The 25,708-nt window shown below is 64.6% G+C and carries 31 protein-coding genes; 14 read left to right on the forward strand and 17 right to left on the reverse strand.

What is annotated here, in order from left to right; translation table 11 throughout:
• Positions 1-2 precede the first annotated feature (2 nt).
• From rsmH to EZV60_RS06715, 8 genes are all read right to left on the reverse strand, one after another.
• Positions 3-983 (reverse strand): 16S rRNA (cytosine(1402)-N(4))-methyltransferase RsmH, encoded by a 981-nt coding sequence (gene rsmH / locus EZV60_RS06680; RefSeq protein WP_135503572.1) that lies wholly within the window; start codon positions 981-983, stop codon positions 3-5.
• A 3-nt stretch (positions 984-986) separates the two neighbouring features.
• Positions 987-1,487 carry a division/cell wall cluster transcriptional repressor MraZ gene (gene mraZ, locus EZV60_RS06685; RefSeq protein ID WP_342588777.1) on the reverse strand — a complete coding sequence of 167 codons (501 nt, stop codon included), beginning with the start codon at positions 1,485-1,487 and terminating at the stop codon, positions 987-989.
• 644 nt (positions 1,488-2,131) lie between these two features.
• Positions 2,132-2,647, reverse strand: a complete 516-nt coding sequence (locus EZV60_RS06690; RefSeq protein WP_135503574.1) for a GNAT family N-acetyltransferase — start codon at positions 2,645-2,647, stop codon at positions 2,132-2,134.
• Positions 2,634-3,623: an acryloyl-CoA reductase gene (acuI, locus tag EZV60_RS06695; RefSeq protein ID WP_135503576.1), complete on the reverse strand. Its 990-nt coding sequence runs from the start codon at positions 3,621-3,623 to the stop codon at positions 2,634-2,636. Before acuI ends, EZV60_RS06690 begins: the two co-directional genes overlap by 14 nt.
• A gap of 103 nt (positions 3,624-3,726) precedes the next feature.
• Entirely contained in the window at positions 3,727-4,839 is a 1,113-nt protein-coding gene (locus tag EZV60_RS06700) for a dimethylsulfoniopropionate demethylase (RefSeq protein ID WP_135503578.1), read from the reverse strand.
• 5 nt (positions 4,840-4,844) lie between these two features.
• Positions 4,845-5,354, reverse strand: coding sequence for a DinB family protein (locus tag EZV60_RS06705; RefSeq protein ID WP_342588778.1), 510 nt, complete (start codon positions 5,352-5,354; stop codon positions 4,845-4,847).
• A gap of 14 nt (positions 5,355-5,368) precedes the next feature.
• Complete coding sequence (locus tag EZV60_RS06710) at positions 5,369-6,073, reverse strand: DUF1326 domain-containing protein (protein ID WP_135503580.1); 705 nt, start codon at positions 6,071-6,073, stop codon at positions 5,369-5,371.
• 4 nt (positions 6,074-6,077) lie between these two features.
• The gene (locus EZV60_RS06715) at positions 6,078-6,878 is read right to left on the reverse strand and encodes a DUF2182 domain-containing protein (protein WP_135503582.1); all 801 of its coding nucleotides are present in this window, start codon (positions 6,876-6,878) and stop codon (positions 6,078-6,080) included.
• 75 nt (positions 6,879-6,953) lie between these two features.
• Between EZV60_RS06715 and EZV60_RS06720 the strand changes: the two genes are divergently transcribed.
• Positions 6,954-7,691: a FadR/GntR family transcriptional regulator gene (locus EZV60_RS06720; protein ID WP_135503584.1), complete on the forward strand. Its 738-nt coding sequence runs from the start codon at positions 6,954-6,956 to the stop codon at positions 7,689-7,691.
• Between the two features lie 12 nt (positions 7,692-7,703).
• Here the strand turns inward: EZV60_RS06720 and EZV60_RS06725 are convergent, their stop codons facing one another.
• The 4 genes from EZV60_RS06725 to xth all read right to left on the reverse strand — a co-directional run bounded on the left by EZV60_RS06725 (position 7,704) and on the right by xth (position 10,581).
• Positions 7,704-7,895: a Trm112 family protein gene (locus EZV60_RS06725; RefSeq protein ID WP_135503586.1), complete on the reverse strand. Its 192-nt coding sequence runs from the start codon at positions 7,893-7,895 to the stop codon at positions 7,704-7,706.
• Positions 7,892-8,536, reverse strand: coding sequence for an LON peptidase substrate-binding domain-containing protein (locus tag EZV60_RS06730; RefSeq protein WP_135503588.1), 645 nt, complete (start codon positions 8,534-8,536; stop codon positions 7,892-7,894). Before EZV60_RS06730 ends, EZV60_RS06725 begins: the two co-directional genes overlap by 4 nt.
• A 26-nt stretch (positions 8,537-8,562) precedes the next feature.
• Positions 8,563-9,483: a thioredoxin family protein gene (locus EZV60_RS06735; protein ID WP_135503590.1), complete on the reverse strand. Its 921-nt coding sequence runs from the start codon at positions 9,481-9,483 to the stop codon at positions 8,563-8,565.
• 309 nt (positions 9,484-9,792) lie between these two features.
• Positions 9,793-10,581 carry an exodeoxyribonuclease III gene (gene xth, locus EZV60_RS06740; RefSeq protein ID WP_135503591.1) on the reverse strand — a complete coding sequence of 263 codons (789 nt, stop codon included), beginning with the start codon at positions 10,579-10,581 and terminating at the stop codon, positions 9,793-9,795.
• A gap of 136 nt (positions 10,582-10,717) precedes the next feature.
• Between xth and EZV60_RS06745 the strand changes: the two genes are divergently transcribed.
• A complete protein-coding gene (locus EZV60_RS06745; RefSeq protein ID WP_135503593.1) occupies positions 10,718-11,242 on the forward strand; it encodes a hypothetical protein in 525 nt (174 codons plus the stop codon).
• Positions 11,243-11,359: 117 nt separating this feature from the next.
• Here the strand turns inward: EZV60_RS06745 and EZV60_RS06750 are convergent, their stop codons facing one another.
• Positions 11,360-12,046, reverse strand: coding sequence for a response regulator transcription factor (locus EZV60_RS06750; RefSeq protein ID WP_135503596.1), 687 nt, complete (start codon positions 12,044-12,046; stop codon positions 11,360-11,362).
• A 169-nt stretch (positions 12,047-12,215) separates the two neighbouring features.
• On the opposite strand from EZV60_RS06750, the gene ribA reads away from it, so the two are divergent.
• From ribA to EZV60_RS06765, 3 genes are all read left to right on the forward strand, one after another.
• Complete coding sequence (gene ribA / locus EZV60_RS06755; RefSeq protein ID WP_135503598.1) at positions 12,216-13,292, forward strand: GTP cyclohydrolase II; 1,077 nt, start codon at positions 12,216-12,218, stop codon at positions 13,290-13,292.
• 106 nt (positions 13,293-13,398) lie between these two features.
• On the forward strand, positions 13,399-14,196 hold the full coding sequence (locus EZV60_RS06760; RefSeq protein WP_135503600.1) for a peptidoglycan-binding domain-containing protein: 798 nt from the start codon (positions 13,399-13,401) through the stop codon (positions 14,194-14,196).
• A gap of 104 nt (positions 14,197-14,300) precedes the next feature.
• Positions 14,301-15,689, forward strand: a complete 1,389-nt coding sequence (locus tag EZV60_RS06765; RefSeq protein ID WP_135503602.1) for a pectin acetylesterase-family hydrolase — start codon at positions 14,301-14,303, stop codon at positions 15,687-15,689.
• 7 nt (positions 15,690-15,696) lie between these two features.
• Here the strand turns inward: EZV60_RS06765 and EZV60_RS06770 are convergent, their stop codons facing one another.
• Positions 15,697-15,942, reverse strand: coding sequence for a DUF2842 domain-containing protein (locus tag EZV60_RS06770; protein WP_135503604.1), 246 nt, complete (start codon positions 15,940-15,942; stop codon positions 15,697-15,699).
• A 19-nt stretch (positions 15,943-15,961) separates the two neighbouring features.
• Positions 15,962-17,257, reverse strand: coding sequence for an adenylosuccinate synthase (locus tag EZV60_RS06775; RefSeq protein ID WP_135503606.1), 1,296 nt, complete (start codon positions 17,255-17,257; stop codon positions 15,962-15,964).
• Positions 17,258-17,416: 159 nt separating this feature from the next.
• Here EZV60_RS06775 and EZV60_RS06780 point away from each other — a divergent pair, with 159 nt between their 5' ends.
• The 3 genes from EZV60_RS06780 (at position 17,417) to EZV60_RS06790 (ending at position 20,577) form a co-directional block, all read left to right on the forward strand.
• A complete protein-coding gene (locus EZV60_RS06780) occupies positions 17,417-18,283 on the forward strand; it encodes a GGDEF domain-containing protein (RefSeq protein ID WP_135503608.1) in 867 nt (288 codons plus the stop codon).
• Between the two features lie 112 nt (positions 18,284-18,395).
• A complete protein-coding gene (gene secG / locus EZV60_RS06785; RefSeq protein WP_135503610.1) occupies positions 18,396-18,764 on the forward strand; it encodes a preprotein translocase subunit SecG in 369 nt (122 codons plus the stop codon).
• 169 nt (positions 18,765-18,933) lie between these two features.
• Complete coding sequence (locus EZV60_RS06790; protein WP_135503612.1) at positions 18,934-20,577, forward strand: CTP synthase; 1,644 nt, start codon at positions 18,934-18,936, stop codon at positions 20,575-20,577.
• A gap of 64 nt (positions 20,578-20,641) precedes the next feature.
• Here the strand turns inward: EZV60_RS06790 and EZV60_RS06795 are convergent, their stop codons facing one another.
• Positions 20,642-21,262: a hypothetical protein gene (locus EZV60_RS06795; protein WP_135503614.1), complete on the reverse strand. Its 621-nt coding sequence runs from the start codon at positions 21,260-21,262 to the stop codon at positions 20,642-20,644.
• A 70-nt stretch (positions 21,263-21,332) separates the two neighbouring features.
• Between EZV60_RS06795 and EZV60_RS06800 the strand changes: the two genes are divergently transcribed.
• From EZV60_RS06800 to EZV60_RS06825, 6 genes are all read left to right on the forward strand, one after another.
• A complete protein-coding gene (locus EZV60_RS06800; RefSeq protein ID WP_135503616.1) occupies positions 21,333-22,046 on the forward strand; it encodes a hypothetical protein in 714 nt (237 codons plus the stop codon).
• 21 nt (positions 22,047-22,067) lie between these two features.
• Complete coding sequence (locus tag EZV60_RS06805) at positions 22,068-22,520, forward strand: tellurite resistance TerB family protein (RefSeq protein ID WP_135503618.1); 453 nt, start codon at positions 22,068-22,070, stop codon at positions 22,518-22,520.
• A 40-nt stretch (positions 22,521-22,560) separates the two neighbouring features.
• On the forward strand, positions 22,561-22,995 hold the full coding sequence (locus EZV60_RS06810; RefSeq protein ID WP_135503620.1) for a tellurite resistance TerB family protein: 435 nt from the start codon (positions 22,561-22,563) through the stop codon (positions 22,993-22,995).
• A gap of 6 nt (positions 22,996-23,001) precedes the next feature.
• Positions 23,002-23,742, forward strand: coding sequence for a phosphate/phosphite/phosphonate ABC transporter substrate-binding protein (locus tag EZV60_RS06815; protein WP_135503622.1), 741 nt, complete (start codon positions 23,002-23,004; stop codon positions 23,740-23,742).
• A 144-nt stretch (positions 23,743-23,886) separates the two neighbouring features.
• On the forward strand, positions 23,887-24,663 hold the full coding sequence (locus EZV60_RS06820; RefSeq protein ID WP_135503624.1) for an ABC transporter ATP-binding protein: 777 nt from the start codon (positions 23,887-23,889) through the stop codon (positions 24,661-24,663).
• 29 nt (positions 24,664-24,692) lie between these two features.
• Positions 24,693-25,418: a transporter substrate-binding domain-containing protein gene (locus EZV60_RS06825; RefSeq protein WP_135503626.1), complete on the forward strand. Its 726-nt coding sequence runs from the start codon at positions 24,693-24,695 to the stop codon at positions 25,416-25,418.
• A 43-nt stretch (positions 25,419-25,461) separates the two neighbouring features.
• Here the strand turns inward: EZV60_RS06825 and EZV60_RS06830 are convergent, their stop codons facing one another.
• Entirely contained in the window at positions 25,462-25,704 is a 243-nt protein-coding gene (locus EZV60_RS06830) for a hypothetical protein (protein WP_135503628.1), read from the reverse strand.
• Positions 25,705-25,708 lie beyond the last annotated feature (4 nt).

Consider the following 25,708-nt stretch of genomic DNA (forward strand, 5'->3'; position numbering starts at 1 on the left):
GGCTACACTCCCTTCAACATTGGCATTCCCAGGGCCTTGCGGTCTGACGGGCGCGGGGCGGCGTCCGTGCGGGTGCCCACGCGCAACTTGGCCGATCGCGCGCGCGGATTGGCGGCAAGCTCGTCTCGGTCGGCGGTGATCGCCTTGCGGGTCGCCTGGGTGAATTGCGGCTCCGGTTTTTCAACCACTGGCGCGTGCCGGCTGCCCTGTCCGCCGCCACCGCTCTTGGCCTGAAAGAAGCGCTTGACCATGCGGTCCTCGATGGAATGAAAGGTCACGACCGCCAGGTGCCCGCCGGGCTTGAGCGCGCGCTCGGCGGCGTCAAGTCCTTCGACAAGTTCGCCATATTCATCGTTCACCGCGATCCGGATAGCCTGAAAACTGCGCGTGGCCGGATGCGCCTGCCCCGGCTTGGCTCGCGGCAGGCAGGCTTCGACGATCTCGGCCAGCCGCAGCGTGGTTTCGATCCGGGCCTCCACGCGGGCCCGCGCAATGGCGCGGGCGATACGGCGGCTGGCACGCTCTTCGCCATAAAGGTAAAGGATATCGGCCAAATCACCCTCGGGCAGGTCATTGACCAGATCGGCCGCGCTCGGGCCGGACTGACTCATCCGCATATCCAAGGGTCCCTCCTTCAGGAAGGAAAAGCCGCGTTCGGCCCGGTCAAGCTGCATCGACGACACGCCCAGATCCAGCACCACGCCATCAAGGTCCTGCCCATGGGCGTCGAGATTTGAAAACGTGTCCTGCACCAAGTCGACCCGGTCACCAAACTTCGTCGCCCAATCTTCGGCCAGTTCTATCGCCAGCGGATCGCGGTCGAGACCGATCACCTTCTGCGCGCCGGCCGTCAGCAAAGCGCGTGTATAGCCGCCCGCGCCGAGCGTGCCGTCCAGCCAGACGCCCGTGACAGGCGCCACGGCTTCGATCAGCGGCCCGATCAGAACCGGGATATGAGGGGCTTCGTTGGCAGCGGTCCCCATCGTTCAATCCTCGCCAGGCGGATCAATGAGGGTGAGCGGATCGAAATCGTCTGGCATCTCATCGAGCCACGCCTCGGTCTCTGCGGCCTCGACCTCGTCATAGGTCTTGGCGTTCCAGATCTCGAAGTAATCGCCCATGGCAACCATCACCGCCTCGCCCTCCAACCCGATCTGCTGACGCAGCCGCTGGGGCAACACGATGCGCCCGTCCTTATCGATTTCGGTGTCCCAGCTTTTGCCAAGTATCATGCGGCTGGCGCGCTTGCGCTCGGTCGAGCCGCGAGGAAGCTTGCGGATGCCCGCTTCGATCTCGGCCATAGCCTCGATCGTGTAGGCATGAAGACAATTCTTGAGGTGAGGCCCGTGCAGTACGACAAGGCGCGGCAGCGGGTTTTCAGGGCAACGCGGATCACCATCGGCAAGCACAGAGCGAAAATCAGCAGGGATCGACATCCGACCCTTGCTGTCAACCTTCTGGTTGAACTCGCCTCTGAAGCTCAGCATCACTGCTCTGCCTGCCTCTTCACTCTTGCGCCCGGACAAGCCCGGGCCTTGAACGGAAAACGGCGGATTGAGCTGCTGCCACTGCCCAATCCGCCGCCCTCGTCCCGCTCTGCGGGGTGTCCGACTGCGCGCGCCACCTGGGGGGATGTCTGCTCGCCCGCGCGCCGGATCTCTTTGTTCGATGAAGGCGGGTGCCTGTATGAAACCTGCTTATTTGGGATGTCTCAGTCGGGGTCTTGTGTGGTGCCCCTGTTCTTTATCCCGTCCTCATCGTGGTTCTATGGATGACATGGGAATTCATGGAACGCAATGGTTTTTTGAGGCGATAAGACACCGGATCTTGTTCAAGACAGGCCGCAGAAACAAGATGATGTGGGAATTTATGGACAGTAAACGCATAACCTAGACGCTTCCTCGCAGAACAACACAATATATAGATGCATTGAGGCAGCACGAATGTTTCCCATAAAATCCCAAACTTTTTCGAAAGCAATGCGTTGAAGCAGAGTGATCCTGCCTCAAACGATCAGATTTCCATGAGATTCATGGAAAATCGACGCGATTGATTCGCCGAATCGCCGCAGATCAAGTCCGCAGCACCGGCAGCTCCCATCGCAGTCCCATGATTTCCCGGAAATGTGCCGTCAGACGGAAGCACCAAGCCACTTGTACAACACAAATGCGTCCACATAGCCCGCCACCGGGTGCAAAAAGGCCCACGGCAACCGTCCGACGGTCTCGTATCCCAGCGACGCCCAAAGTCGAAGCGCGCCTTGGTTGGTGGCGACCACGAAATTGAACTGCATCGCAAGATAGCCCAGGTCGCGCGCCACGTCCTGGCTGTGCAGGCACAAGGCCCGCGCCACGCCCCTGCCCCGCGCGGCCGGCGCGGTGATGTAGCCGCAGTTGCACACATGCGCGCCGCCACCGGCCTGGTTGGTCTTGATGTAATAGGTGCCAAGGATCTCGCCCCCGGCTTCCGCCACATAGGTCGCGCGCGGGGCCTCGCACCAGTAGTCAAGCAAACGCTCGCGCGAAAGGCCCGGCTCAATGGCATAGGTGTCCCCCGCGCGCACCACGTCACGCAGGATCGGCCAGAGCACGTCAGCGTCGCTGTCGCGCACCAGCCGGATCGTCAGGCCAGACTCAGGCGTTAACATCCACCACCACGCGGCCCTTCACCTGCCCTTTAAGGATATCCGCCCCAAGCTGCGGCAGATCCGACAACGTCGCGGGCTGCACCATGGCTTCAAGCTTGTCCATCGGAAGGTCGCTTGCGATCCGCTTCCACGCGCGCAAGCGGTTGTCATAGGGCTGCATCACGCTGTCGATCCCCAGCAGATTCACACCGCGCAGGATGAAGGGTGTGATCAGCGCCCCTTCGATGGCCGCCCCACCCGCCAGACCGATCGCCGCGACCGAGCTGCCGTATTCCATCTGCTTGAGCACCCGGCCCAGCATCGCCCCGGCGACGGCGTCCACGCAGCCGCCCCAGGTCTCGGCCTCCAGCGGCTTTTTCGTGACCTCGGTCAGATCCTCGCGCGCCACGATCTGGGTGGCGCCCAGGCCCTTGAGATACTCCGCCTGTTCGGGACGCCCGGTGACCGCCGCCACCTCATGGCCCAGCTTGGACAGGATCGCAGTCGCCACGCTTCCCACGCCGCCCGCCGCGCCCGTGACAAGGATCGGCCCTTTCTTGATCCCCAGATCCTCGAGCGCCATCACCGCCAGCATCGCGGTGAAGCCAGCGGTGCCCACCGCCATCGCCTGCCGCGTGTCGAGCCCGTCGGGCAGCGGCACCAGCCAGTCGGCCTTCACCCGCGCTTTCTGCGAATAACCGCCCCAATGCGCCTCGCCCACGCGCCAGCCGGTCAGCACCACCTTGTCACCGGGTTTGTAGCGGTCGTCCGAGCTCTCCTCGACCGTTCCGGCAAAATCGATCCCCGGCACATGCGGATACTTGCGCACCAACCCGCCGCCCGGCCCGATGCAAAGCCCGTCTTTGTAGTTCACGGTGGAGTACTCGACGGCGACGGTTACGTCCGCCTCGGGCAGGTCCGCCTCGGAAATCTCCTTGACGGCGGCAGAGGTCTTGCCGCTTTCCTCGTCCTTTTCCACGACCAGCGCATTGAACATCTTGCTCTCCTTTATCCGTTTTCAGACCAAATCGGCCTGCTTTCATCGTCTCGTGCCGCCGCGCCAGCGCCATTTGGCGCTGCTGGACGGGTCACCGCGTCTTCTATCGGTTCCAGAAGGTTTCGTGAACCACCGCTTCGCGCGGCCCGTCCGGCGTCTCGGCTTCCAGAACGCATCCCTCGTCCCAATGGGTCATCCGCACCATGCCGATGGCCACGTTGGTGTTGAAATCCGGGCTCCAGGCCGCGGAACTGATCCGGCCCACAACCTTGCCGCCGGCGCGCAGGGGCCACCACTTGTCACAGCGCGGCACCGCCGGCCCGTCGATGGCTATGGGACGGATCTGCTGGGTCGGTCCCTCCTTGGCCACACGCAAGAGCGCATCGCGTCCCACACAGCCAATGGCCGATTGCGTATTGCAAAACCGACCCAGCCCGCATTCATGCGGCGTGTTGTCGTCGGTCATGTCGTTGCCATAGCTCAAAAGCCCGCTCTCGATCCGTTCGATCAGATTGGGACACCCCGCGTGCAGGTCCAGATCCCTGCCCGCCTCCATCAGCGCGTTCCATAGCGGCATGCCGATATCTTCGCCCTCGACGTAGATCTCAAAGCCGCCCTGCTTGGAATAGCCCGACCGCGCGATCACCATGTCCCGGCCCTGGAAATCGAAATGCCCAAAACGGAAGAACCGGACGTCGCGCACGCTCTCGCCAAAGACCCGCGCCATCAGGTCCTCAGCCTTTGGCCCCTGCACCGCCAGAGGCGACACGTCCGGCTCGTCCACCAGCACATCTAGCCGCCAGCCATGCGCCGTGGCCTTGACCCAGTAAAGCAGGTCGCTGTCGGCGATCGAGATCCACCAGCGTTCCTCGGACAGCTTCACCGCCACCGGATCGTTGAGCATACCGCCGGTCTCGTCGACGATGGGCACGTAGTAACACTGCCCCGGAGACATGCCGCGCAGATCGCGCGGGGTGAGCATCTGCATCAGTCGCCCGGCATCCGGCCCCCGCAGTTCCACCTGCCGCTCGCAGGCCACATCCCAGATCTGCACCGCTTCCTTGAGATGGCGATAGTCTTCCTCGACCGACCGGAACACCGTCGGCAACAGCATATGGTTGTAAACTGTATAGGCCTTGACGCCCGCAGCCTCGACACCGTCCGAGAACGGCGTGCGGCGCAGGCGGCGCGACGGGGAAAGAAAAGGCAAGGTCATGCGCGTCACTCCGGCAAGAGGAAGAGATCCGATACCGGCGCCGTCAGGCCGGCCGCCGTCATCATCGCGTGGATCTGGCCGCGGTGATGGGTCTGGTGGTTGAACATATGCGCGATGCAGGGCCCGAGCGGGCGCGAGACGGTTCGGCCCAGAACGGACGAGGTGAACGTCACATCTCCGGTCAGATCGAGCGCGCGCAGGCTTTCGGCCCAATGGCTGATCTTGCCGTCCATGTGAAACCGCTCGGCGCTCCATGCGCCCAGGGTGGGCGTACACGAAGGGCTTTCCTTTATACCGCCCGCGGGCGGCTCGACGGACGGATCGAACCGGCTCATCCAGATGCGGTCAGCCCAGAGAAGATGGTTGAGCGTGCCAAGAATCGAGCCGAAGAACGCGCCGCGATCCTGCGTCAGCTCGGCGCGCGACATGGCCTCCAGAAGGTCGAAATACTGCCGGTTCTGCCAGGCGCTATAGCGTGCCATGGTGCGGCAATACTCGGGTGTAATCATCGCCATCGCCCCGCCCTGACTTACTTGGGGCCTTTCCAGTCGATCGGGCAGATCTCGGCGGACTTGCCTCCAAAATCCCAGACACGTCCGAAATCGCGTACCTTGGATTTCAACCCGCGCGCGGCGATAATGTCGGGCCCCATCCAGTATTTGGAATTGGAGATCATGACGGGATGATCGGGGCTGGCACCGTCGATCATCTCAATCTCGCCCTGGATCTTGCGGCCGATGTAAAGCCCGCGCTTTTTGCCCTCGCGCACGATCTCCACCTTCTCGCGCTCGGCGCCGACGATGTCGCTCACCAGCATGGTGAAAAGCCCTGTCGTGCCGCCCGCCTGTCCCGAAAAGATCTGCAGGATGCCGTTGTACGCCTTGCCGCTGGCGCGTTCGTCCACATAGGCCGCCACCTTCCAGCCGCCTTCGGCCATGCGCCCCGGGATATCCACCATCAAGCCCACGTTCAGCCCCGACAGGTCTTCGCCCTCGAAATGCCCCTCGTCGATCGCGATCGCCATCCAGGCGTGGCAATGCCCTTCGGTCGGGGGATGCTGCCCCAGGCTCACGACGCACGGGCAGAACACCTCGCACGAACAGTTGAGGAAAAGCTCGCCCTTGATGGCCCACTCCGTGGGCGTCATCTTGCGCCGCTTGGGGTTTTCCATGCGGTTATCGATGCGCTGCGAAACCGGAAGCCGGTCGGCATCGGGACGCCTCTTGATGGCCATGTCGTTATCCTCCCGTGAAAAGCGGCGCGGCGATCACCGCCAGCCCGCCTGCGATTAGTAGAATGCCAGTCGGCCGGATGACCCGGTGCCCGATCTGCGGCAGCTTTTCGAGCACCATGAACAAAGTAGCGAGCCCCATCCACAAGAGACTCATCACCCCACCGACGAAACCAAGCGCCATGAAGCCCCAGCAACACGCCGTGCAGAATACCCCCAGACCGAGCCCCATCCGAAGCCCACCCGCGAACCCCGCTCGCCAGTGGCCAAGGAAATAGGTCATGGGCGCGTGGCAGACGCCGTGGCACACCTCCTTGGCGCGAGTGAACTGGAACGCGCCGACCGCGATCAAAAGACCACCCGCCAGGACAGGCGATTTGGTGATGCCCAGCATGTCGATCACACCACTGAACAGCAGACCCAACTGCACCGCGGCAATGGCGGCAGCGAACCCGACCCAGATTAGCGCGTAGCCAAGAAGCAGGCCAAGCCAGCCGGCGCGTGTGCCATCGGCCGCGCGGATCAGATCCTCGTAAACCTGCAGGGTCGGCACCATCGTCGGCAGCATCATCGCCGCCATCATCACCGCCCACATGGCGAAAACCGGGCCGAAGCTGGCCATCGGCATATACATATCCATGCGCGGATCCATGGCGCGCATCGCCTCGGCCATCTCCGCCACCGGGCGCCCGACAAGATCGAGCCCCATGCCCGTCGCCATCAGGTAAAGCCAGGCCCAGGCTACAAGAATTCCCGCAAAAAACGCGAGCCATGCGATGTTGCGCAAAAGCACGGGCGGCGAGAACATGCAGAAAACCCTTTTCATCGAGTCGGGACCCGCTTAATAAATGTCAGACAATTAAAAGTCTGACAAATAGAAATTATGACCCCCTCCGACCGCAAACCCGATCTTTCCGCGCAGATCGCGCAGGCGATCCGCGATGCCATCGTCGAAGGTCGGATGATCGTGGACGAACGTCTGCCGTCGGAGGCCGAGCTTGCCGATCAGTTCGGCGTGTCGCGTTCCACCGTCCGGGAGGCGCTCAAGCGGCTCGCGGCGCAATCGCTGATCCGCACGCAGCGCGGCGCCTTTGGCGGGGCATTCGTCAACCGGCTCTCCTATCAGGAGGCCTACGGCCAGCACATCACCACCTCGACCTTACTTCTGTCGATGAACGACGTGCGTTTCGAAACCGCCTGCGAGGCGCGCTATGCCATGGAACGGGCCTGCGCGCCCCTTGCCGCCGAGCGCCGCACACCGCGCCATCTCTCGATGATGCGCACCGAGATCGAGCGCCAGGCGACCGCATCGCTGTCGGACGAGGATTTCTGCGCCTCGGATGTGGCGCTGCACCGCGCGCTGGTCGATGCGGCGGGCAACCCGGTTTTGAGCTATCAGCTCGCCGGCGCGGTCGAGGCGATGCAACCGCTGATGAACATGATTACTTTCACCGCACGCTCGCGTGAGGAAATCGTCGCGCTGCACAAGAAGCTGGTCGATGCGCTCGATACCCGGGACGCCGCGGCGGCGGACACCGCCCTGCACAGCCTCGAAAGCTATACCCTGACACTTGGCCGCGACGTACTCGCCGCTCGCGCACGTCGCTCAGCAACCGCCTGAGCGGCGCGACCCTCAGTCCAGCCGCCGCGCCTCGTCGATCAACATCACCGGGATGCCCGAGCGTATCGGGAAGGCCAATCCGGCATTGCGACTGACCAGCTCCTGTTTCTCGGCGTCGTAGTCCAGCCGCGCATGAGTCTGGGGACAGATCAGCGCCTCCAGCATGTGCCGGTCGAAACTCTGCCCTGACTCAGTGTCGCTCATTGCATCAGATCCTTGTCGTCACCGCCCCGCAGATCGTACTCGATCAGCGTGACAAGGGTTTCGCGCCGGGTCGACAGACACGGCGCTTCCAGCAGGGCCTGTTTATCCTCGGGCTCGAATCCCAGCAACATCGACAGTGAATTGATCAGCAGTTCGTCATCGGCTTCCGTGAGCGACTCCCAGTCGGTGCGCAGATCGCGTGCGTCGAAATACCGTTCGAGAAGCGTCATGAAACGCGCCCGGTCAAACCCGCGATCCTCGTCTGTCGGGCCCAGATCACGCTCGAACCCGTCCCACGACACTTTCGCGCGTCGGTAGGGCGTGAACCCCTCGACTTCCGACACGAACCGGAACCGGGATACACCCGCCAGCGTAATCATGTACCGCCCGTCTTCGGTTTCCGAAAACTGCGTCACCCGCCCGGCGCAGCCGATCGCGTGCAGCGTCCCGTCGCTGCGATCTTTGCCTGGATTGGGCTGGATCATGCCGATCAGGCGGTGAGTGGTTTTGAGCGCATCCTCGAGCATCGCCAGATAGCGCGGCTCGAACAGATGCAGCGGCAGCCGCGAGCGCGGCAAGAGCAGCGCGCCCGGCAGCGGAAATATCGGAATGGTTTCCGGAAGATCACCCTGATTGAACATGAGGGTGATCTAGCCCTCACCGCCGCTCAGGCAAATATCATCGAGCTTAATTTCCGCCGTCCGTTCAACACCACCGGATCGTTCGGCTTGAGCGCCTCAAAGACGGTGAAAAGCTGTGTCTTCGCAGCGCCGTCATTCCACTCGCGATCGCGGCGGAAAAGCTCCAGAAGCTGGTCCACCGCCTCGCCCGCCTGACCCGAGGCGTAAAGCGCCTGCGCGAGGTCGAACCGCGCCTGGTGGTCGTTCTCATCCGCCTCGACCTTGGCGCGCAACTCCGACACGGGGCCCGCCTCAGCAGCCTGCCGCGCAAGGTCAAGCTTGGCGTGACACGCCTCCAGTTCCGGGGTCTTCGCGATCTCGGCCGGCGCCCCGTTCAGGATAGCCTCGGCCTGGTCCAGATCATCCATGGCGATATGCGCCGACACCAGCCCGGCATAAGCGGCGGCGTTCTTCTCATCTTCCTGAAGGATCGCCGCAAAGGTCTGCGCGGCGTCGGTTGCCGCGCCCTGCTCCAGCATCTCCTGCGCGGCGGCCACGGCTTCGGCAAGCCCATCTTCCTCGTCGCCCGGCGCACCGCCGGCGGCTTGCACCACCCGGTCCACGAAACCGTCGATCTCGGACGGCGGGATCGCGCCCTGAAACCCGTCGACGGGCTGGCCCTGCCAGAAGGCATAGACCGTCGGGATCGACTGAACCCGAAGCTGCTGCGCGATCATCTGGTTCTCGTCCACGTTCACCTTGGCCATTTTGACCGCACCCTTGGCCTTGGTGACAGCGGCCTCAAGCGCGGGACCAAGCGTCTTGCACGGGCCGCACCAAGGCGCCCAGAAATCGACGATCACGGGTACGGTTTGAGAGGCCTCGATGACCTCCGCCATGAAATCGGCCTCAGAAACGTCCTTGATCAGGTCGCCCTGAGGCGTGGTCTGTCCGCCGAGTTCGATCATGCTGCGGTCTCCGCTTGGCTATGTATACAAAGTTGCGGTCTACATGGCGCAGCCGATGCCACGTTGCAAGGGGTCAGCCGCCGGATGTGCCCGGCGCCCAGCGGCGTGTACCACGGAATTTTCTGGATAAGACGGCGAAGAGTGGGTATCGGCTTTGCGCAAAAGCACATCAATTGCCGAAAAGTGCCCCGTTTACCCGGAGACACCTACGCCCGCAGGTCCTGTCCGTCATCGCTTTGCATCTGCCGTTGCAAGCGGATCAACGCGTTGAAGCGTCCGATCCGCTTCCCAGGCAGGAAAACGTCCCGGCTATAGATCGAAAGTCGCAAAAACCGGCGCGTGATCCGAAGGCTTCTCCCAGCCCCTTGCCTCTCGCAGGATACGACTGGAATGCGCGGCCGTGGCAATATCCGGACTGGCCCAGACATGATCGAGCCGGCGGCCCTTGTCGGCGGCGTCCCAATCCTTCGCCCGGTAGGACCACCAGCTGTAAAGCTGACCCTCTGGAATATCGGCGCGCGTCACGTCGCGCCAGCCGCCCGCCTCCATCACCTGCCCCAGATGCTCCACCTCGATGGGCGTGTGGCTCACCACCTTCAACAACTGCTTGTGGCTCCACACGTCATCCTCGCGCGGCGCAATATTCAGATCTCCGACGAGAACCGCCTTTTGGGGGCCGTTATCCCGAAACCAGTCGCGCATTTCCGTCAGGTAATCGAGCTTTTGCCCGAATTTCTCATTCTGCGCCCGGTCCGGCACGTCGCCGCCCGCAGGCACGTAAAAGTTGTGGATCACGACGCCGTTCTCAAGACGCCCCGCGACATGCCGCGCATGCCCAAGAGACGCGAAATCCATGTCGCCGGCATCCTCGATGGGCTGCTTGGACAGGATCGCCACGCCGTTATACCCCTTCTGCCCCCGCGCGATCATGTGGCCGTAGCCCAGTTCGGCAAAGCGTTCGCGCGGGATCTTCTCGACCGGGCTCTTGCATTCCTGCAGGCACAGGATGTCCGGACCCTCCTCCTCCAGCAGCTTGGCAACGAGCGCCTCGCGCAAACGCACGGAGTTGATGTTCCAGGTGGCCAGGGTGAAGGGCATGTGTCTCGGTCCTCGAAGCTTGGTCGCGGCACCCTAGGAAGGGCGGCGGGAAAGGTCCAGCACCGGAACGTCGGGAACCCCCGGACATGCGTGGCGTTGGCACGACACCAAGAACCAAACAACCTCCGGAGGAATCATGATCCGTCTGACCGCACCTGTCGCAGCCCTGTGTCTCGCGACCCTGCCCGCCCTCGCGCAAGAGCCCAGCGGCACGATCACCGCCACCGTGGGCACCGAAGAACGCTCTTGGCAGGTCGTCGCGCCGGAGGACACAGGCGGCAGCCGCTGGTCGCAAGATGATGTCGGGATCAGCGTCACGCTCGTGGGCCGTGAAGGCCCCGAGACGCTCGATGCCGCGCCGAACCTCACGCTGACCTTCACCGCCTCGGGCCAGGAAACTCAGCCCGACGCAAGCAACCTCGCCGTCACGCTTTTGCAGATGCCGGCGAGCAATACACTAAGCGGCACGCCCGAGAATACCGACATCACCCTGACCGCTTTCAGCATCGAGGACGACACTCTGGCCGTTTCGGGCAACTTCACCGCAATCCTCGCCCCGGGCGCGCCCGAGGGGCTTGTGACTGCGAACACCGAGGGCGCACAGACGATCACCGGCGATTTTCAGGCCACGCTGCAGCGCGCCGATCCCGCCGACGAATAAAAAAGGCCCCGGCGCAATGCCGGGGCCAGTCCAACAGGGAGGTACTTGTACGTACGCTCTGACATGATGCGGGTTCAAAACGACCCGGACAAGTCAGGAAAACCTGCCTTCGGGGTCCTAGGCCAGAAGCCGATAGCCCCCCGATTCCGTCACCAGAAGCCGGGCGTTCGACGGATCCGGCTCGATCTTCTGGCGCAGTCGGTAGATATGCGTTTCCAGCGTGTGCGTGGTGACACCGGCATTATAACCCCAGACCTCATGCAACAGCACATCGCGCGCCACCACGCCCTCGGGCGAGCGGTAAAGAAACTTCAGGATATTGGTTTCCTTTTCCGTCAGGCGGATCTTGCGCTCATCCTCGGTGAGAAGCATTTTCATCGCCGGCTTGAACGTGTAGGGCCCAAGCTGGAAGATCGCGTCCTCGGACTGTTCATGCTGACGCAGCTGCGCGCGGATCCGGGCCAGAAGCACGGGAAACTTGAAGGGCTTGGTGACGTAGTCGTTGGCGCCCGCATCGAGGCCCAGAATGGTATCGGCATCCCCGTCATGGCCGGTAAGCATCATGATCGGCGCTTTCACGCCCTGCTTGCGCATCAGCCGGCACAGCTCGCGCCCATCGGTGTCGGGAAGGCCCACGTCGAGAATGACAAGGTCATAGATGCCGTCCTTGGCGCGCGCCATGGCGTCCGCGCCATTGCCCGCCTCGAACACGTCGAAATCCTCGGTCATGACAAGCTGTTCGCTCAGCGCCTCACGCAGGTCCTCATCATCGTCAACCAGCAAAATCTTCTTGAGCTGTCCCATCGCGGTGCTCCCTTGTACCGTTTCTGTGAAAGACATGTGACCAAGACCGCGCGCGGACAAGATCTGTGACACGCCTCTCACGGGCACGTGTTGGAGGCGCGGCAATTGTTTCATTCGGTTTCAAAACCCTGTAACGCTCAAGGCCTGACTGCGACGAGGATCCCCGGCGATGAGCCTCTCTCCGGACCTGAAAGAACTTGTGGCCCGCGCCCGCGCCGATCTGCGCATGGGCGTGCCCGTCGTGTTATCCGAAGGGCTGGTCGTTCTGGCGGTCGAGACCCTGACTCAAGACCGGTTGGCCGAGCTGCGTGCAATGGGGGCCCCGCTTGTTCTGGCCGTGACGGGGCGACGGGCAGAAACACTCAAAGCGCGGCCCTATGACAGAGACATCGCTCGGATCGCCGTGCCGGATCAGGCCTCGCTGACGTGGATACAATCAATCGCCGATCCCGCCGGGGATCTGAACTATCCGATGAAAGGCCCGTTGCAGACGTTGCGTGACGGTGCCGCCGGCCCGCATCGGGCGGCGATTGCGATGACCAAGACGGCGCGCCTGCTACCGGCAACGATCGGTGTCGATGTCGAAGACCCGGCCGGTTTTGCTGCCACGCATAATCTGACGTTGCTTTCGGCGGCCGCGATCCTGCGAACCGGGCTCTCCCCGATGAAACGGGTGATCAGCGCCCGCTTGCCCCTTGAGGTGTCAGAGGTCGGGCGGCTGCATGTCTACCGGCCCGAAGATGGCGCCGAAGAGCATTATGCCATCGAAATCGGCCATCCAGATCGCGGGCGTCCGGTTCTGGCGCGTCTGCACTCGGCCTGTTTCACGGGCGATCTGCTCGGGTCGCTGAAATGCGATTGTGGCCCGCAACTGCGCGCGGCGCTGGCCCAGATGGGAGAGGCCGGCGCCGGCATGCTACTTTACCTCAATCAGGAAGGGCGCGGCATCGGCCTCGCCAACAAGATGCGCGCCTATTCCCTTCAGGATCAGGGCTTCGACACGGTCGAGGCCAATCACCGGCTGGGATTTGAGGATGACGAGCGCGACTTTCGAATAGGCGCGGCCATCCTGCGCCAGATGGGGTTCGGGGCGGTGCGTCTTCTTACCAACAATCCCGCCAAGATCGAGATGATGCGCCAAAGCGGCATCGACGTGACCGAACGCGTGCCGCTCAAGGTGGGAGAGACCGCGCAGAACCGCGCCTACCTCGCCACAAAGGCCGCCAAATCCGGGCACCTTCTCTGAAAGCGCCGGTTTCCGCCGATTCCCGCGGCGCCGCGCGCATGGCCGTTTTGGCCCGGCGCCCCATCTGCTAGACATCTTCTCCGATGACGTTCCAAGGACCGCCCGCATGACCCTGCCGCCGCCATCCCTCTCCGCCCTGCACGGGCTTCTTTGCGCCGCTTTGCTATGCGCTGTGGCCACAGGCGATGCTCAGGCGCGCACCGACACCGCGCAACCGGCGGCGGACCAGACCGCTTTGCGTCTGACGCAAGCGCTCGGCACGTGCTTTGCCGACCCCGACGGGATCGATGCCGACACCACGGTCACCCTGCGCTTTCGGCTGCTCGACGACGGCAAGCTGGGCGGCGTGCCCCGGCGCGTGGGCAACGTCAACAGAACCGGCGACGAACAAAAGCTCTACTTTCACGGCCTTCAGACGCTCTATGACTGCGTGCCCCTGCCGATCAACGACGCGGGCGGCGAATTCGACGTCGTCATGACCGCGACGGGCGTCGACCGTCTCTATGCGTCGCAGGACGCCCCGCCGCCGGTCGAGACCGTCGCGACCGACCCCGCGCCCGCCACAGCAGAGACCGAGGCCGCGCTCGGGCTCGACCGCACCGCGCGGCGCGAGCTGCAGCTGCGCCTGCGCCTCATCGGTTTCGACCCCCGGGGCGTCGACGGCGTTTTCGGGCCCAATACGCGCAGTGCCATCTCGACCTGGCAGGAAACCGCGGGCTTTGCGGCCTCAGGCTATCTCGACGCCACGCAGCTCGAGGATCTGCGCGCTCAAAGCGAGGCGGAGTTCGCCGCGTACGAGCCGCCACGCGCCCGCACCACCCCGACTCGACAGCGCGTCCGGGTCCGCATTTGCCGCAAGACCGGCATTCTGGGCATCAAGTTCTGCCGCTACGAATACCGCTAAGCCGGGCCGCTTTCGGGCGGCGGCGCAAGTCGTAAAAACCTGACTGGCTTTTTACAGCGCCCCTGGGGCATCCTGACGGGTACTCGTCTCAAAGGATTTGTCCCATGTTGCGCTCTTTTTTGATTTTTGCCGCCACGCTATTTCTTGTCGCCGCACCCGCCTCGGCCCAGCTCGCCGCCGATCCCACCTCGCCGCCGCTCGACGCGGCCTTTTGCGGTGGCGCCCTGCCGCCCGCGTCCAACCCGATCTGGAACGGCGAATTGCCCGCCTGGGGCGGCACGTCGCGGCCCCTCGTCAAGGTAACGCTGACCGGCGATGCGATCTGCAACGACGGGTCTCCGGCGGTGATCTACATCCGTCCCGCGCCCGCGACCGGCCCGGGTGGCGCGCCGAACCCGCTGCGCGACATGTACCATATCCACCTCAAGGGCGGCGGCTCGTGCCGGAGCTTTGCCGAGTGCCGCGCGCGCTTCTGCGCCACCGGCCCCAAATTCACCGACAAGCCCGGTCTGATGAGCTCGCTGGGCTATGCCGACCAGATCGAGGGCACGGGCCTCTTTGCCGACCGCCCCGCCAACCGGTTTGCTCGCGCCAATCAGGTTCTGGCCGCCTATTGCTCGTCCGACACCTGGATCGGCTCCACCCTGCCCGGCACGGCCGAATCCATCGATCCCGACGATACCGACCCCGCCGACATCAGCGGCATCGCCTTCATGGGCGAGGCGATCGTGGCCGAAATGCTCGACACGCTCGACGCAGGCGCCGTCGCCAGTTTCGGCGCGCCGCCCGTGACCTACACCATGCCGCCCCTCGCGGACGCGGCAACCATCCTGCTTAGCGGCGACAGCGCCGGCGCCAACGGCGCGCGCCACCACATCGACAGACTTGCCGCGCGGTATCCCGATGCGCGCGTGATCGGCGCGCTCGACGCGGGCGGCGGCGTCGACATGCAGGACCCCCGGATCGATTTCAGCGTCATGGCCAATACGCCCACCTATCAGGACTTTATGGATCTGCGGACCAAGCAGGCGCGGCTCTTTCACGGGGTCGAAGGCAGCGCGCTTGATGCCTCCTGCCTTGTTTCCGGTTCCGAAACCGATTGTTTCGACGGCTATATTCTGGGGCGCGACCACGTCACCACCGACCTCCTGCAGCGGCAGTCGTTGGGCGACACCACCACCGTCGCCGGTCTTTCACCGCTCGTGGCGGGCCTCGGTGTGCCACCCGCGCAATCGGTGCGCGAGATCAGCTTCGACGGGCTGCTTGCGGCCAGTGCGGCCAATCCGACGCTTTCGGTTCTGGGGGCTAATTGTCCGCGCCATGTCACGTTCCGTAACAACAATCAGGTGGCCAACATGCGCACAATGGCCGGCGGCACCGTGCTCTACCGGGAGCTCGACTGGTGGGTGTTCAGCTGCCGTGCGGGACCTGTCTGCCCGAAGCTGGCCGTGCTCGCGCCGCCGCTCTTGCCGGGCAGTTCGATCTGCCCCTGAGCGCGGCTCAGCCTTGGTCCTTCGGCTCCGCCTCGGGATCGGGCTGGCCCACGCCCTTGAACACAGGCTTCAAGGGCAGGATCCACAAGATCCCCAGCCCGACGAACAGCGCCAGTTCGGCCAGCACACTCAGCCCGCCCAGCGCATTGCGCAGCCAGTCGGCAAAAGTGACCGCCACCACCATGTAAAGCGGCAGCGCCACGATCAGCACGAAAAGCGACCATCGTTTACGGGCTTTGTAACTCAGGGCCATGCCTACCTCGTCTGCATCCTCAATCGGCGAAGGGATCGGTCACCAGGATGGTGTCGTCCCGCTCCGGTGAGGTGGAAAGTAGGGCCACCGGGCAGTCGATCAACTCCTCTACCCGGCGCACGTACTTGATCGCGTTGGCGGGCAGATCGGCCCAGCTGCGCGCGCCCTCGGTCGACTCGCTCCATCCCGGCATTTCTTCGTAAATGGGCTTGCAGCGCGCCTGCAGGTCGCCCGCCGTCGGCAGGTAGTCCAGCCGTGTGCCATCGACCTCGTAGCCCACACAGATCTTGAGCGTCTCGAACCCGTCCAGCACGTCAAGCTTGGTCAGCGAGATCCCTTTCACCCCAGACGTGGCACAGGTCTGACGCACAAGGGCGGCATCGAACCATCCGCAGCGCCGCTTGCGCCCGGTCACGGTGCCGAATTCGCGGCCCCGCTCGCCCAGACGCTGTCCGTCATCGTCGTCAAGCTCGGTCGGAAACGGCCCTTCGCCGACCCGCGTGGTATAGGCCTTCACGATCCCCAGAACATAGTCGATCGCCCCGGGGCCAAGCCCCACGCCGGTCGCCGCCTGCCCGGCGATCACGTTCGAGGAGGTGACAAAGGGATAGGTCCCGAAATCGATGTCCAGAAGCGCGCCCTGCGCGCCTTCGAACAAAATCCGCTTTCCCGCGCGGCGCTGCTCCATAAGCACTTTCCAGACCGGCGCGGCATAGGGCAGGATCTGCGGCGCGATCTCTTTGAGCTTGACCAAAAGCGCATCGCGGTCGATCGGCTCGATCCCCAGCCCCTTGCGCAGCGGGTCGTGATGCTGCAGCGCGCGGTCCACCCGCGCCTCCAGCGTCGCGGCATCCGCAAGATCCGCCACGCGAACCGACCGGCGCCCGACCTTGTCCTCGTAGGCCGGGCCGATGCCGCGCCCCGTTGTGCCGATCTTGGTACCCTTGCGCGCGGCCTCTTCGCGGGCGCGGTCCAGCTCGCCATGGATCGGCAGGATCAGTGGCGTGTTTTCGGCGATCATCAGCGTGTCGGGTGTGATCTCCACCCCCTGCTCACGGATCGACGCGATCTCGTTCACCAGGTGCCAGGGGTCCAGCACGACGCCGTTGCCGATCACGCTCAGCTTGCCGCCACGCACAACGCCCGAAGGCAGCGCGTTAAGCTTGTAGACCTTGCCGTCGATCACAAGCGTATGGCCCGCATTGTGCCCGCCCTGAAACCGCGCGATCACATCCGCGCGCTCGCTGAGCCAGTCCACGATCTTGCCTTTTCCCTCGTCGCCCCACTGGGCGCCAACGACGACCACGTTTGCCATGCTGTCCCTCTTGAATTGCTCGGAAGAGCCCGCGCCCGTATACCGACGCGCTCGCACGGGCGAAACCGGAATCTCGCGCACAGTCCGCGCACCGGCAAGACGTTAAGGTTTTCTTAACGCTTGCGCCCATACCGTTGAGGCATTTACGAGGATTCCGGTATGGTCCGTTTCGCTCCCCCGACGAAGGCCGCGACCGATCCTATCGGAACGGCCAAGGTCGCAACCGACGGGCGCTTTCTGCAAACGGACCGGGCGCTGCAACAGCTTCTTGGCTATTCGGGCAGCGAACTGGAACGCCTGCGCTTTCACGATATCACCCATGCCGAGGACCTTCTGCGCGACGAGGCACAGTTTGAGCGCGTTCTGGCGCGCGGCTGCGGCGCCTATTCCATTCTCAAGCGCTACGTTCGGGGCACCGGTGAAACGCTCTGGACAGAGCTCTGCGTCACCCTGATCCGCGACGCCTCCGGCACGCCGGACCACTTTGTGTCCCGGATCCGCCCGCTGGAAACCGATCCCGGGTTGCTCGACGACCTGCACTGCCGGGCCACGCGCGACGCGCTCACGGGCCTGCTGAACCGTGGCCAGCTCGACGATCAGCTCTGCTGCGCCGAAACGCACGCCCGCCGCACCGGCGGGCGCTTCGCCCTATTGTCGATCGACCTCGACGGGTTCAAGCAGATCAACGATTCCTGCGGCCATACCGCCGGCGATGGCATCCTGCGCGCGGTGGCCCCGCGAATCGCGCGCCAGATCGACCCGGGCGACGTGGCCGGGCGCGCAGGCGGAGACGAGTTTATGGCCATCCTGCGCGACATCGACACCTGCGCCGGCCTGGAACGGCGCCGCGCCAGGCTGCAGGCCTGTTTCGCCCGCCCCTTCGAGACGGCCACAGGCCCGCTGCATCTCGCCGCCAGCTTCGGCACCGCGATTTTTCCCGACGACGCGGGCACGGTCGGCCAACTGATCGACGTGGCCGACGCGCGGATGTACGAGGCCAAGCTGCGCAGGTTCACCCGCCGCTAGCTTTGCCGCGCCGTCTTCGGCCTCGCGGGCCGACCGCGACGAAGGCGGGTTGCAGCGCGGGCCAGTTTTGCCTAGATACGCGCTAATCCCGGGACAAAGGCTCGCGCACCCCATGCAGAACGTCATCCTGCTCGTACATCTTCTTCTCACTCTCGCGCTGATCGGCGTCGTGCTTCTGCAGCGCTCCGAAGGCGGCGGGCTTGGCATGGGCGGCGGCGGCAACGTGGCGACCGGCCGCTCTGCGGGCACGGCTCTGGGCAAGATGACCTGGATCCTCGGGTTTGCGCTATTTGCGACCTCGCTCACCCTGACCATCATCGCGGCGCAGAACTCCGGCGGGGCCTCGGTGCTCGACCGGATCACGGACGCACCCGCCCCGGTCCAGGCGCCCGATGGCGCACCGGGCCTGCCCGCCACCGGCGAGGGGCTTCTGCCGCCCAGCGCGGGCGACGATGCGCCGCTGACACCCACCGCAGACTGACACAAGGCTTTGAGGGGCCCTGCCCCTCAACACCATCATCTAGCGGTCGTCTTGCGCGCCCGCGCCGAATCCTTTATGGGTTAGGTCCCGTGGAACTGCGGCCGAATCCGGCCTGCCGGGGCCTCATCACAGACGCAGGCGACAGCAATTCACGGGGGGACGCCAGCCCATGGCACGTTATGTTTTTATCACCGGCGGCGTCGTCTCTTCTCTTGGCAAGGGGCTTGCCTCCGCCGCCCTGGGCGCGCTCCTGCAGGCGCGCGGCTTTTCGGTTCGCCTGCGCAAGCTCGACCCCTATCTCAACGTCGATCCCGGCACCATGTCGCCCTTTGAGCATGGCGAGGTTTTCGTAACCGATGATGGCGCCGAAACCGATCTCGATCTCGGCCATTACGAACGCTTCACCGGCGTGCCCGCGCGCATGACCGATTCCGTCAGCTCGGGCCGGATCTACTCCAATGTGCTCGAACGTGAACGGCGCGGCGACTACCTCGGCAAGACCATTCAGGTGGTTCCCCACGTCACCAACGAGATCAAGGATTTCCTCGCCATCGGCGACGACGAGGTTGATTTCATGCTCTGCGAGATCGGCGGTACCGTCGGCGATATCGAGGGCCTGCCCTTCTTCGAGGCGATCCGGCAGTTTTCCCACGACCGCCCGCGCGGGGAATGCATTTTCATGCATCTCACGCTGCTGCCCTATCTGGCGGCCTCGGGCGAGCTCAAGACCAAGCCGACCCAGCACTCCGTCAAGGAACTGCAGTCCATCGGCATCGCACCCGATATCCTCGTCTGCCGCTCCGAACAGCCGATCCCGGACAAGGAGCGCGAGAAGATCGCGCTTTTCTGTAACGTCCGCAAAGAGGCCGTGGTGGCCGCCTACGATCTGGGCTCGATCTACGAGGCGCCGCTTGCCTATCATCGCGAGGGGCTCGATCAGGCGGTGCTCGACGCCTTCGCCATCTCGCCCGCGCCCAAGCCGGACCTGACCAAATGGCAGGACGTGGTGGACCGTATCCACAACACCGATGGCGCCGTGAACGTGGCCATCGTCGGCAAGTACACGCAGCTCGAAGACGCCTACAAGTCGATCAAGGAGGCGCTGACCCATGGCGGCATGGCCAATCGGGTGCGCGTCAATGTCGAATGGGTCGACGCCGAGATCTTCGACACCGAGGATCCCGCCCCGCATCTCGAAGGCTACCACGCGATCCTCGTGCCCGGCGGCTTCGGCGAGCGCGGCACCGAAGGCAAAATCAAGGCGGCGCAGTTTGCCCGCGAACGCAAGATCCCCTATCTGGGCATCTGCCTCGGCATGCAGATGGCGGTGATCGAGGCGGCGCGCAACGTGGCCGGGCTGCAGGATGCCGGCTCCGAGGAATTCGACCACGAGGCGGGCAAGAAACGCTTCACGCCCGTGGTCTATCACCTCAAGGAATGGGTGCAGGGCAACGAGAAGGTGCAGCGCAAGGTCAGCGACGACAAGGGCGGCACGATGCGCCTCGGCGCGTATGACGCGGTGCTCAAGGAGGGTTCAAAGGTCGCCAAGGTCTATGGCTCCACCCATATCGACGAACGCCACCGCCACCGCTACGAGGTCGACATCAAATATCGCGACAAGCTCGAAGAGGCGGGGCTCTGCTTTACCGGCATGTCGCCCGACGGGCGTTTGCCCGAGATCGTGGAATGGAAGGACCACCCTTGGTTCATCGGCGTGCAGTTCCACCCCGAGCTAAAGTCCAAGCCCTTCGACCCGCACCCGCTCTTCGCCGATTTCATCCACGCCGCCGTGGCAGCCTCGCGCCTCGTCTGACCGGGCGCGCGAGCGGATAAGTCACAGGTCGTTGGTTTCTTTCGCTACGAAGCGACAGTGCCGCTCAGAAATGCAGCTTCGACAAATCGTCATCGTCGTCGTTCTGCGGCTTGTAACGCAGCACCCGGCGCGACACGCCAAGCTCCAGCACCGGGCTGAAGATATCCCGCCAGAGCGAGCTTGTCTCGCAATAGACCGCCGTTTCCGCCCGCGGATCAAGGCTCAGCTCGTTGTTGAGCAGCGTCGACACGATCGTTTCGTCCAGAACAAAGCGACCCTTGCGGCCCGTCTGCCTATCGTCGGCCTGCGTGCGCAGCCACCCTTCGACCCGCAGCCGGTCGGTCACATCCCGATCCGGCCAGACCAGGTAGAACCCCGAATTGAGCCGCAGGCAGATCGTGTCGAGCACGCTCGCCGCGCCGCGCAGCGCCTCGGGCACCTCGCGCTTGGGCAGATAGTTGAACCGCTCCGGCTGGCCGTTGAAAAAGACGCTGAGCGCGGTGCCCAGATCGATGCATTTCTGCGCCATGATCCAGCCCAGCACATGCTGCGGATGCCCATTCCAGTCGTAGCGCAGCGCAAGGTCGCGCAACTGCGCATCCGTGCCGGTGCGCGCCAGCGCCAGTTGCTCTTCCGCGGTGCCACGGGACCAGTCATACTGAGAAAAACGCGCATGGGCAGACATGTGACAAGCCATTCTTGTTCGGGCGACATGTCATCGTGCCACGCAAAAGCGGAGTTAGTTGGGAGCAAATGTGACCCGTTTGAGACAGATCCGCGCGGGCGTTCTGGCGCTTGGCTGCGCGCTCGCGGCCCCGGCCGCGCAAGCGCAGGACGTGGTCGTGCCCATCTCCTACGACGATCTTGCCGCCACGTCGGCGGGCCGCGTCACCTTCGACGCCTTGCCGCGACGGGCCGAACCGGGCCTGAATTTCGACGCGCCGATGCGCCTCGGCGCGCTCTGGCTGGCCGAGCGGTTTGCGGGCCAGACGGTCGCTGCGCATGGCCCGTTCGACAGCGTGGGCGGCGCACCCCTTGGCCCGCTCGCCCTGCGCCCCGGGCCATCCGGCACGAACCAGTCTGTGGCCCATCACCGTGGTTTCGGATCGAACGCGCTCTTCCCGCTCGGGCCGCGCGGGTTTCCCGACCTTGCCGCCCGTGGTGAAGGGGCCGTGGCCCTGCTCTTTGACGAGGATCAGGCCGAAATCGGTCTGCGGGTTCATTCCGACTACCCCGATCCACTGGGCCAGCGTCCGGCGCGCCGCGGCCGCGTGACGCTCGTCCTCTACACGCGGCAGGGTCACGAGATCGCGCGCCACGTCACGCCGCTCGGCCCCGGCGTGACAGAGATCGCCCTGCGGCGCACCCGTGGCCTGCGCGACATCGCCGGCGTGCTCATTCTCAACGATGATCCGGGCGGGATTGCCATCGACGACATTCTTTATCAGATTGCGCCAAAACTTGGCTGATCCCGAAAGGCCCGCTAACTCATGGACGTCGCCGCCTTCCTGCACCGCCTGCGCCACGCCTTCGACGCGCCCGCGCCGCCGCCCCTGCCCGAGCTCGACGAAAAGCTCGCGCTCGGCGCGCTTCTGGTGCGCACGGCGAAATCCGACCGCACCTACGTGCTGGCCGAGATCAGCAAGATCGACAAGCTTCTCGCACGGCTCTTCGGCCTCAAACCCATCGAGGCGGCCAAGATGCGCGCCACCTGCGAACGGCTCGACCGGGCCGCGCCGGACACCGGGCGCTTCGCCCATCTCATCCGCGAAACCGTCAGCTTCGACGCCCGCGCCGACGCGCTCGAGGCGCTGTGGGAAGTGGTGCTCGCCGACGGTGACATCCGCCCCGCCGAGGAAGCGATGTGCGACGAGGTCCGCGAGGCGCTCGGCCTCAGCCACGAAGACGCCGAAACCGCCCGCGTCCGCGCCGAATCCGCCTGATCCCATTGGACCGCACCAAGACACGGCTTATATCTCCAACATGTTTGCAGATTTCCTCAACTCCCTCCTCGCACCCGAGCCGGAACCGCTCGACGATACCGATGCGCGCCGCGCGCTGACCGCGCTTCTCGTGCGCATGGCCAAGTCGGACGGCTACTATGCCGCGTCCGAGATCATGCGCATCGAAAAGATCGTCGGCAAACGCTATGGGCTGAGCCACGATGACGCCAAGGCGCTCCGTGCCGAGGCCGAACAGCTGGAATCCGAGGCGCCGGACACCGTGCGTTTCACCCGCGCGATCAAGGATGCGGTGGCCTACCAGGATCGTCTCGCCGTGATCGAAGCGCTCTGGCAGGTGGCCCTCGCCGATGGCGAGCGTGACGCCGAAGAAGACGCGCTGGTGCGCATGGCGGCGAATTTCCTCGGGGTCAGTGACGTCGACAGCGCCAAGGCCCGCCAGCGTATCAGCGGCTGACGCCCGATGCGCGCCAGCCTGCCGATGTATGACCGCCCCGACCTGCGGGGCGCGCATCACCGGCTCTGGCGCGGCGTCCGCGCCGCCCTCGGCCACGGTCCAGATACCCTTTCGCATCCCGCCAACCCGTGGGACGACTGGACCGCGCCAGATCTGCTTTTGTCGCAGACCTGCGGGTATCCTTACCGCGCCCGCCTTCACGGTCACGTCACCCTCGTCGCCACGCCCGAACACCGCCTGCCGGGCTGCCCGCCGGGGCACTACGCGTCGGTCTTCGTGGCCCGCCAAAGCGATCCCCGCAGCGATCCCGTCGAATTCGCCGAAAGCCCCTTCGCCTATAACGAGCCACTGTCGCAAAGCGGGTGGGCCGCGCCCGCCACCTATGCCGCCGATCGCGGGTTCGCCTTCATCGACACGCGCCGCACCGGCGCGCATGTCGCCTCGGCCCGCGCGGTCGCCGACGGCCACGCCGATCTGGCCGCGCTCGACGCCCAGACATGGCGGCTGATGCAGCGGCATGACCCGGCCGCGCGGCATCTGCGCGTGATCGCCATGACCGATCCCACGCCCGCCCTGCCCTATATCACCGGCCCGGACCGCGTTCCGGCCCCGTTGCGCGCCGCCCTCGCGCAGGCCATCCGGACCCTGCCGGCTCCCGACCGCGACGCACTCGGGCTTTACGGTCTCGTCACCATCCCGGCTGCGGTCTATCTGGCCGTGCCGACGCCCGCGCCGCCACCCGCCTGACGCAACGGAACCCCCGCGATTGTCCCGCGAAAGCGCCCAATTTGCAGGCGAATGCCACCGTTTCGGCGTTTTGCAAGTTGCAATACGTTACAATTTCCGTCCTAGTGTGTGCGATTACGCGCAGCATCAACACCGGGACCCGCCTTGGCCGACGAAACGCCCGTCATCGAAATCCGCAATCTTCACAAGGCCTACGGGTCTCTCGAAGTGATCAAGGGTGTCGACATCACCGCGCCCAAAGGCACGGTCGTGTCGCTTATCGGCTCTTCCGGGTCCGGCAAATCCACCATTCTGCGCTGCGCCAACCTGCTCGAAGACAGCCAGCAGGGCGACATCCTCTTCAAGGGCGAGCCGGTCAAGTGGAAGGGCAGCGGTCTGTCCCGCCACCCCGCCGATTCCGGTCAGGTCCTGCGCATCCGCACGAATCTCAGCATGGTCTTCCAGCAGTTCAACCTCTGGGCGCATATGACCATCCTGCAAAACGTGATGGAGGCGCCGGTGACCGTGCTGGGCCGCGACCGGGCCGAGGTCGAGAAGGCCGCGCGCGGCTACCTCGACAAGGTCGGCATCGGCGACAAATGCGATGTCTATCCCGCGCAGCTTTCCGGCGGTCAGCAGCAGCGCGCCGCCATCGCCCGCGCGCTTTGCATGGAGCCCGAGGCGCTTCTCTTCGACGAGCCGACCTCGGCGCTCGACCCGGAACTGGAACAGGAAGTGGTGCGCGTCATCAAGGATCTGGCCACCGAAGGCCGCACCATGATGATCGTCACACACGACATGAAGATGGCCCGCGACGTGTCCGATCACGTCATTTTCCTGCATCAGGGCCTCATCGAGGAAGAAGGCGCGCCCCAGACCCTCTTCGGCGCCCCGAAATCAGAGCGGCTGCAGCAGTTTCTCAGCTCCACCATGGCCGCCTGACCACCCATAACTAGAAAAGGGAGACACTCATGAAAACACTCGTTCTTTCCGGCCTTGCCCTGACCCTCGCGGGCGGCATGGCCCTGGCCGCCGGTCATGAAAAGACCGTGCGCCTCGGCACCGAAGGCGCCTATGCGCCGTGGAACTTTATCAACGACGCGGGCGAGGTCGACGGCTTCGAGCGCGAGCTGGGCGATGAGCTCTGCGCACGCGCCGAACTGACCTGCGAATGGGTCACCAACGACTGGGACAGCATCATCCCGAACCTCGTTTCGGGCAACTACGACGCCATCATCGCCGGCATGTCGATCACCGACGAGCGCGATGAGGTCATCGACTTCACCCAGAATTACACGCCGCCCGATCCCTCGGCCTATCTGGGCCTCTCCGAGGATGTGGACGTCGCCGGCGGCGTGGTTGCCGCGCAGACCGGCACGATCCAGGCCGCTTACGTGGCCGAACAGGGCGCCACGCTGGTCGAGTTCGCCACGCCCGAGGAAACCGTCGCGGCGGTGAAGAACGGCGAGGCTGACGCGGTGCTGGCCGACAAATCCTACCTTGCGCCCATCGCGGCCGAAGACTCCGAGCTGATGTTCGTGGGCGAGGATGTGCCCCTGGGCGGCGGCGTCGGCATGGGCTTCCGCGAATCCGACGCCGAGCTGCGCGAGACGTTCGACGCCGCCATCCAGTCGATGAAGGATGACGGCTCGCTCAACGCACTGATCGAGAAATGGGAGGTCTCCTCGACCTTCTGATCGCTTGCGGGCCGCGCGGGATCTCCCCCGCGCGGCCCGGCTCTCAACCGAAGGACGGATCTTCGAAGGCCACCGGCATGAAGCCCTCATCGGTAAAGGATTCCCCCGCGATATCGCCGATCTTCAGATACGCATAGGGATTGAAATCGGGGCCCTCAAACGTGACCGGCCCGGTCTTGCCGAAGGACGGATCTTCGAACGTCTCCACCGCAAGGGGCTGGAACATGCCGGACCCGTTATCGACCACCGCCGCAATTGGCTTCTTGAACACAAATGAATCGCTCATGGCG

The sequence above is a fragment of the Roseovarius aestuariivivens genome (genome assembly GCF_004761875.1).
In the GTDB taxonomy this organism is placed as follows: Bacteria; Pseudomonadota; Alphaproteobacteria; order Rhodobacterales; family Rhodobacteraceae; genus Roseovarius; species Roseovarius aestuariivivens.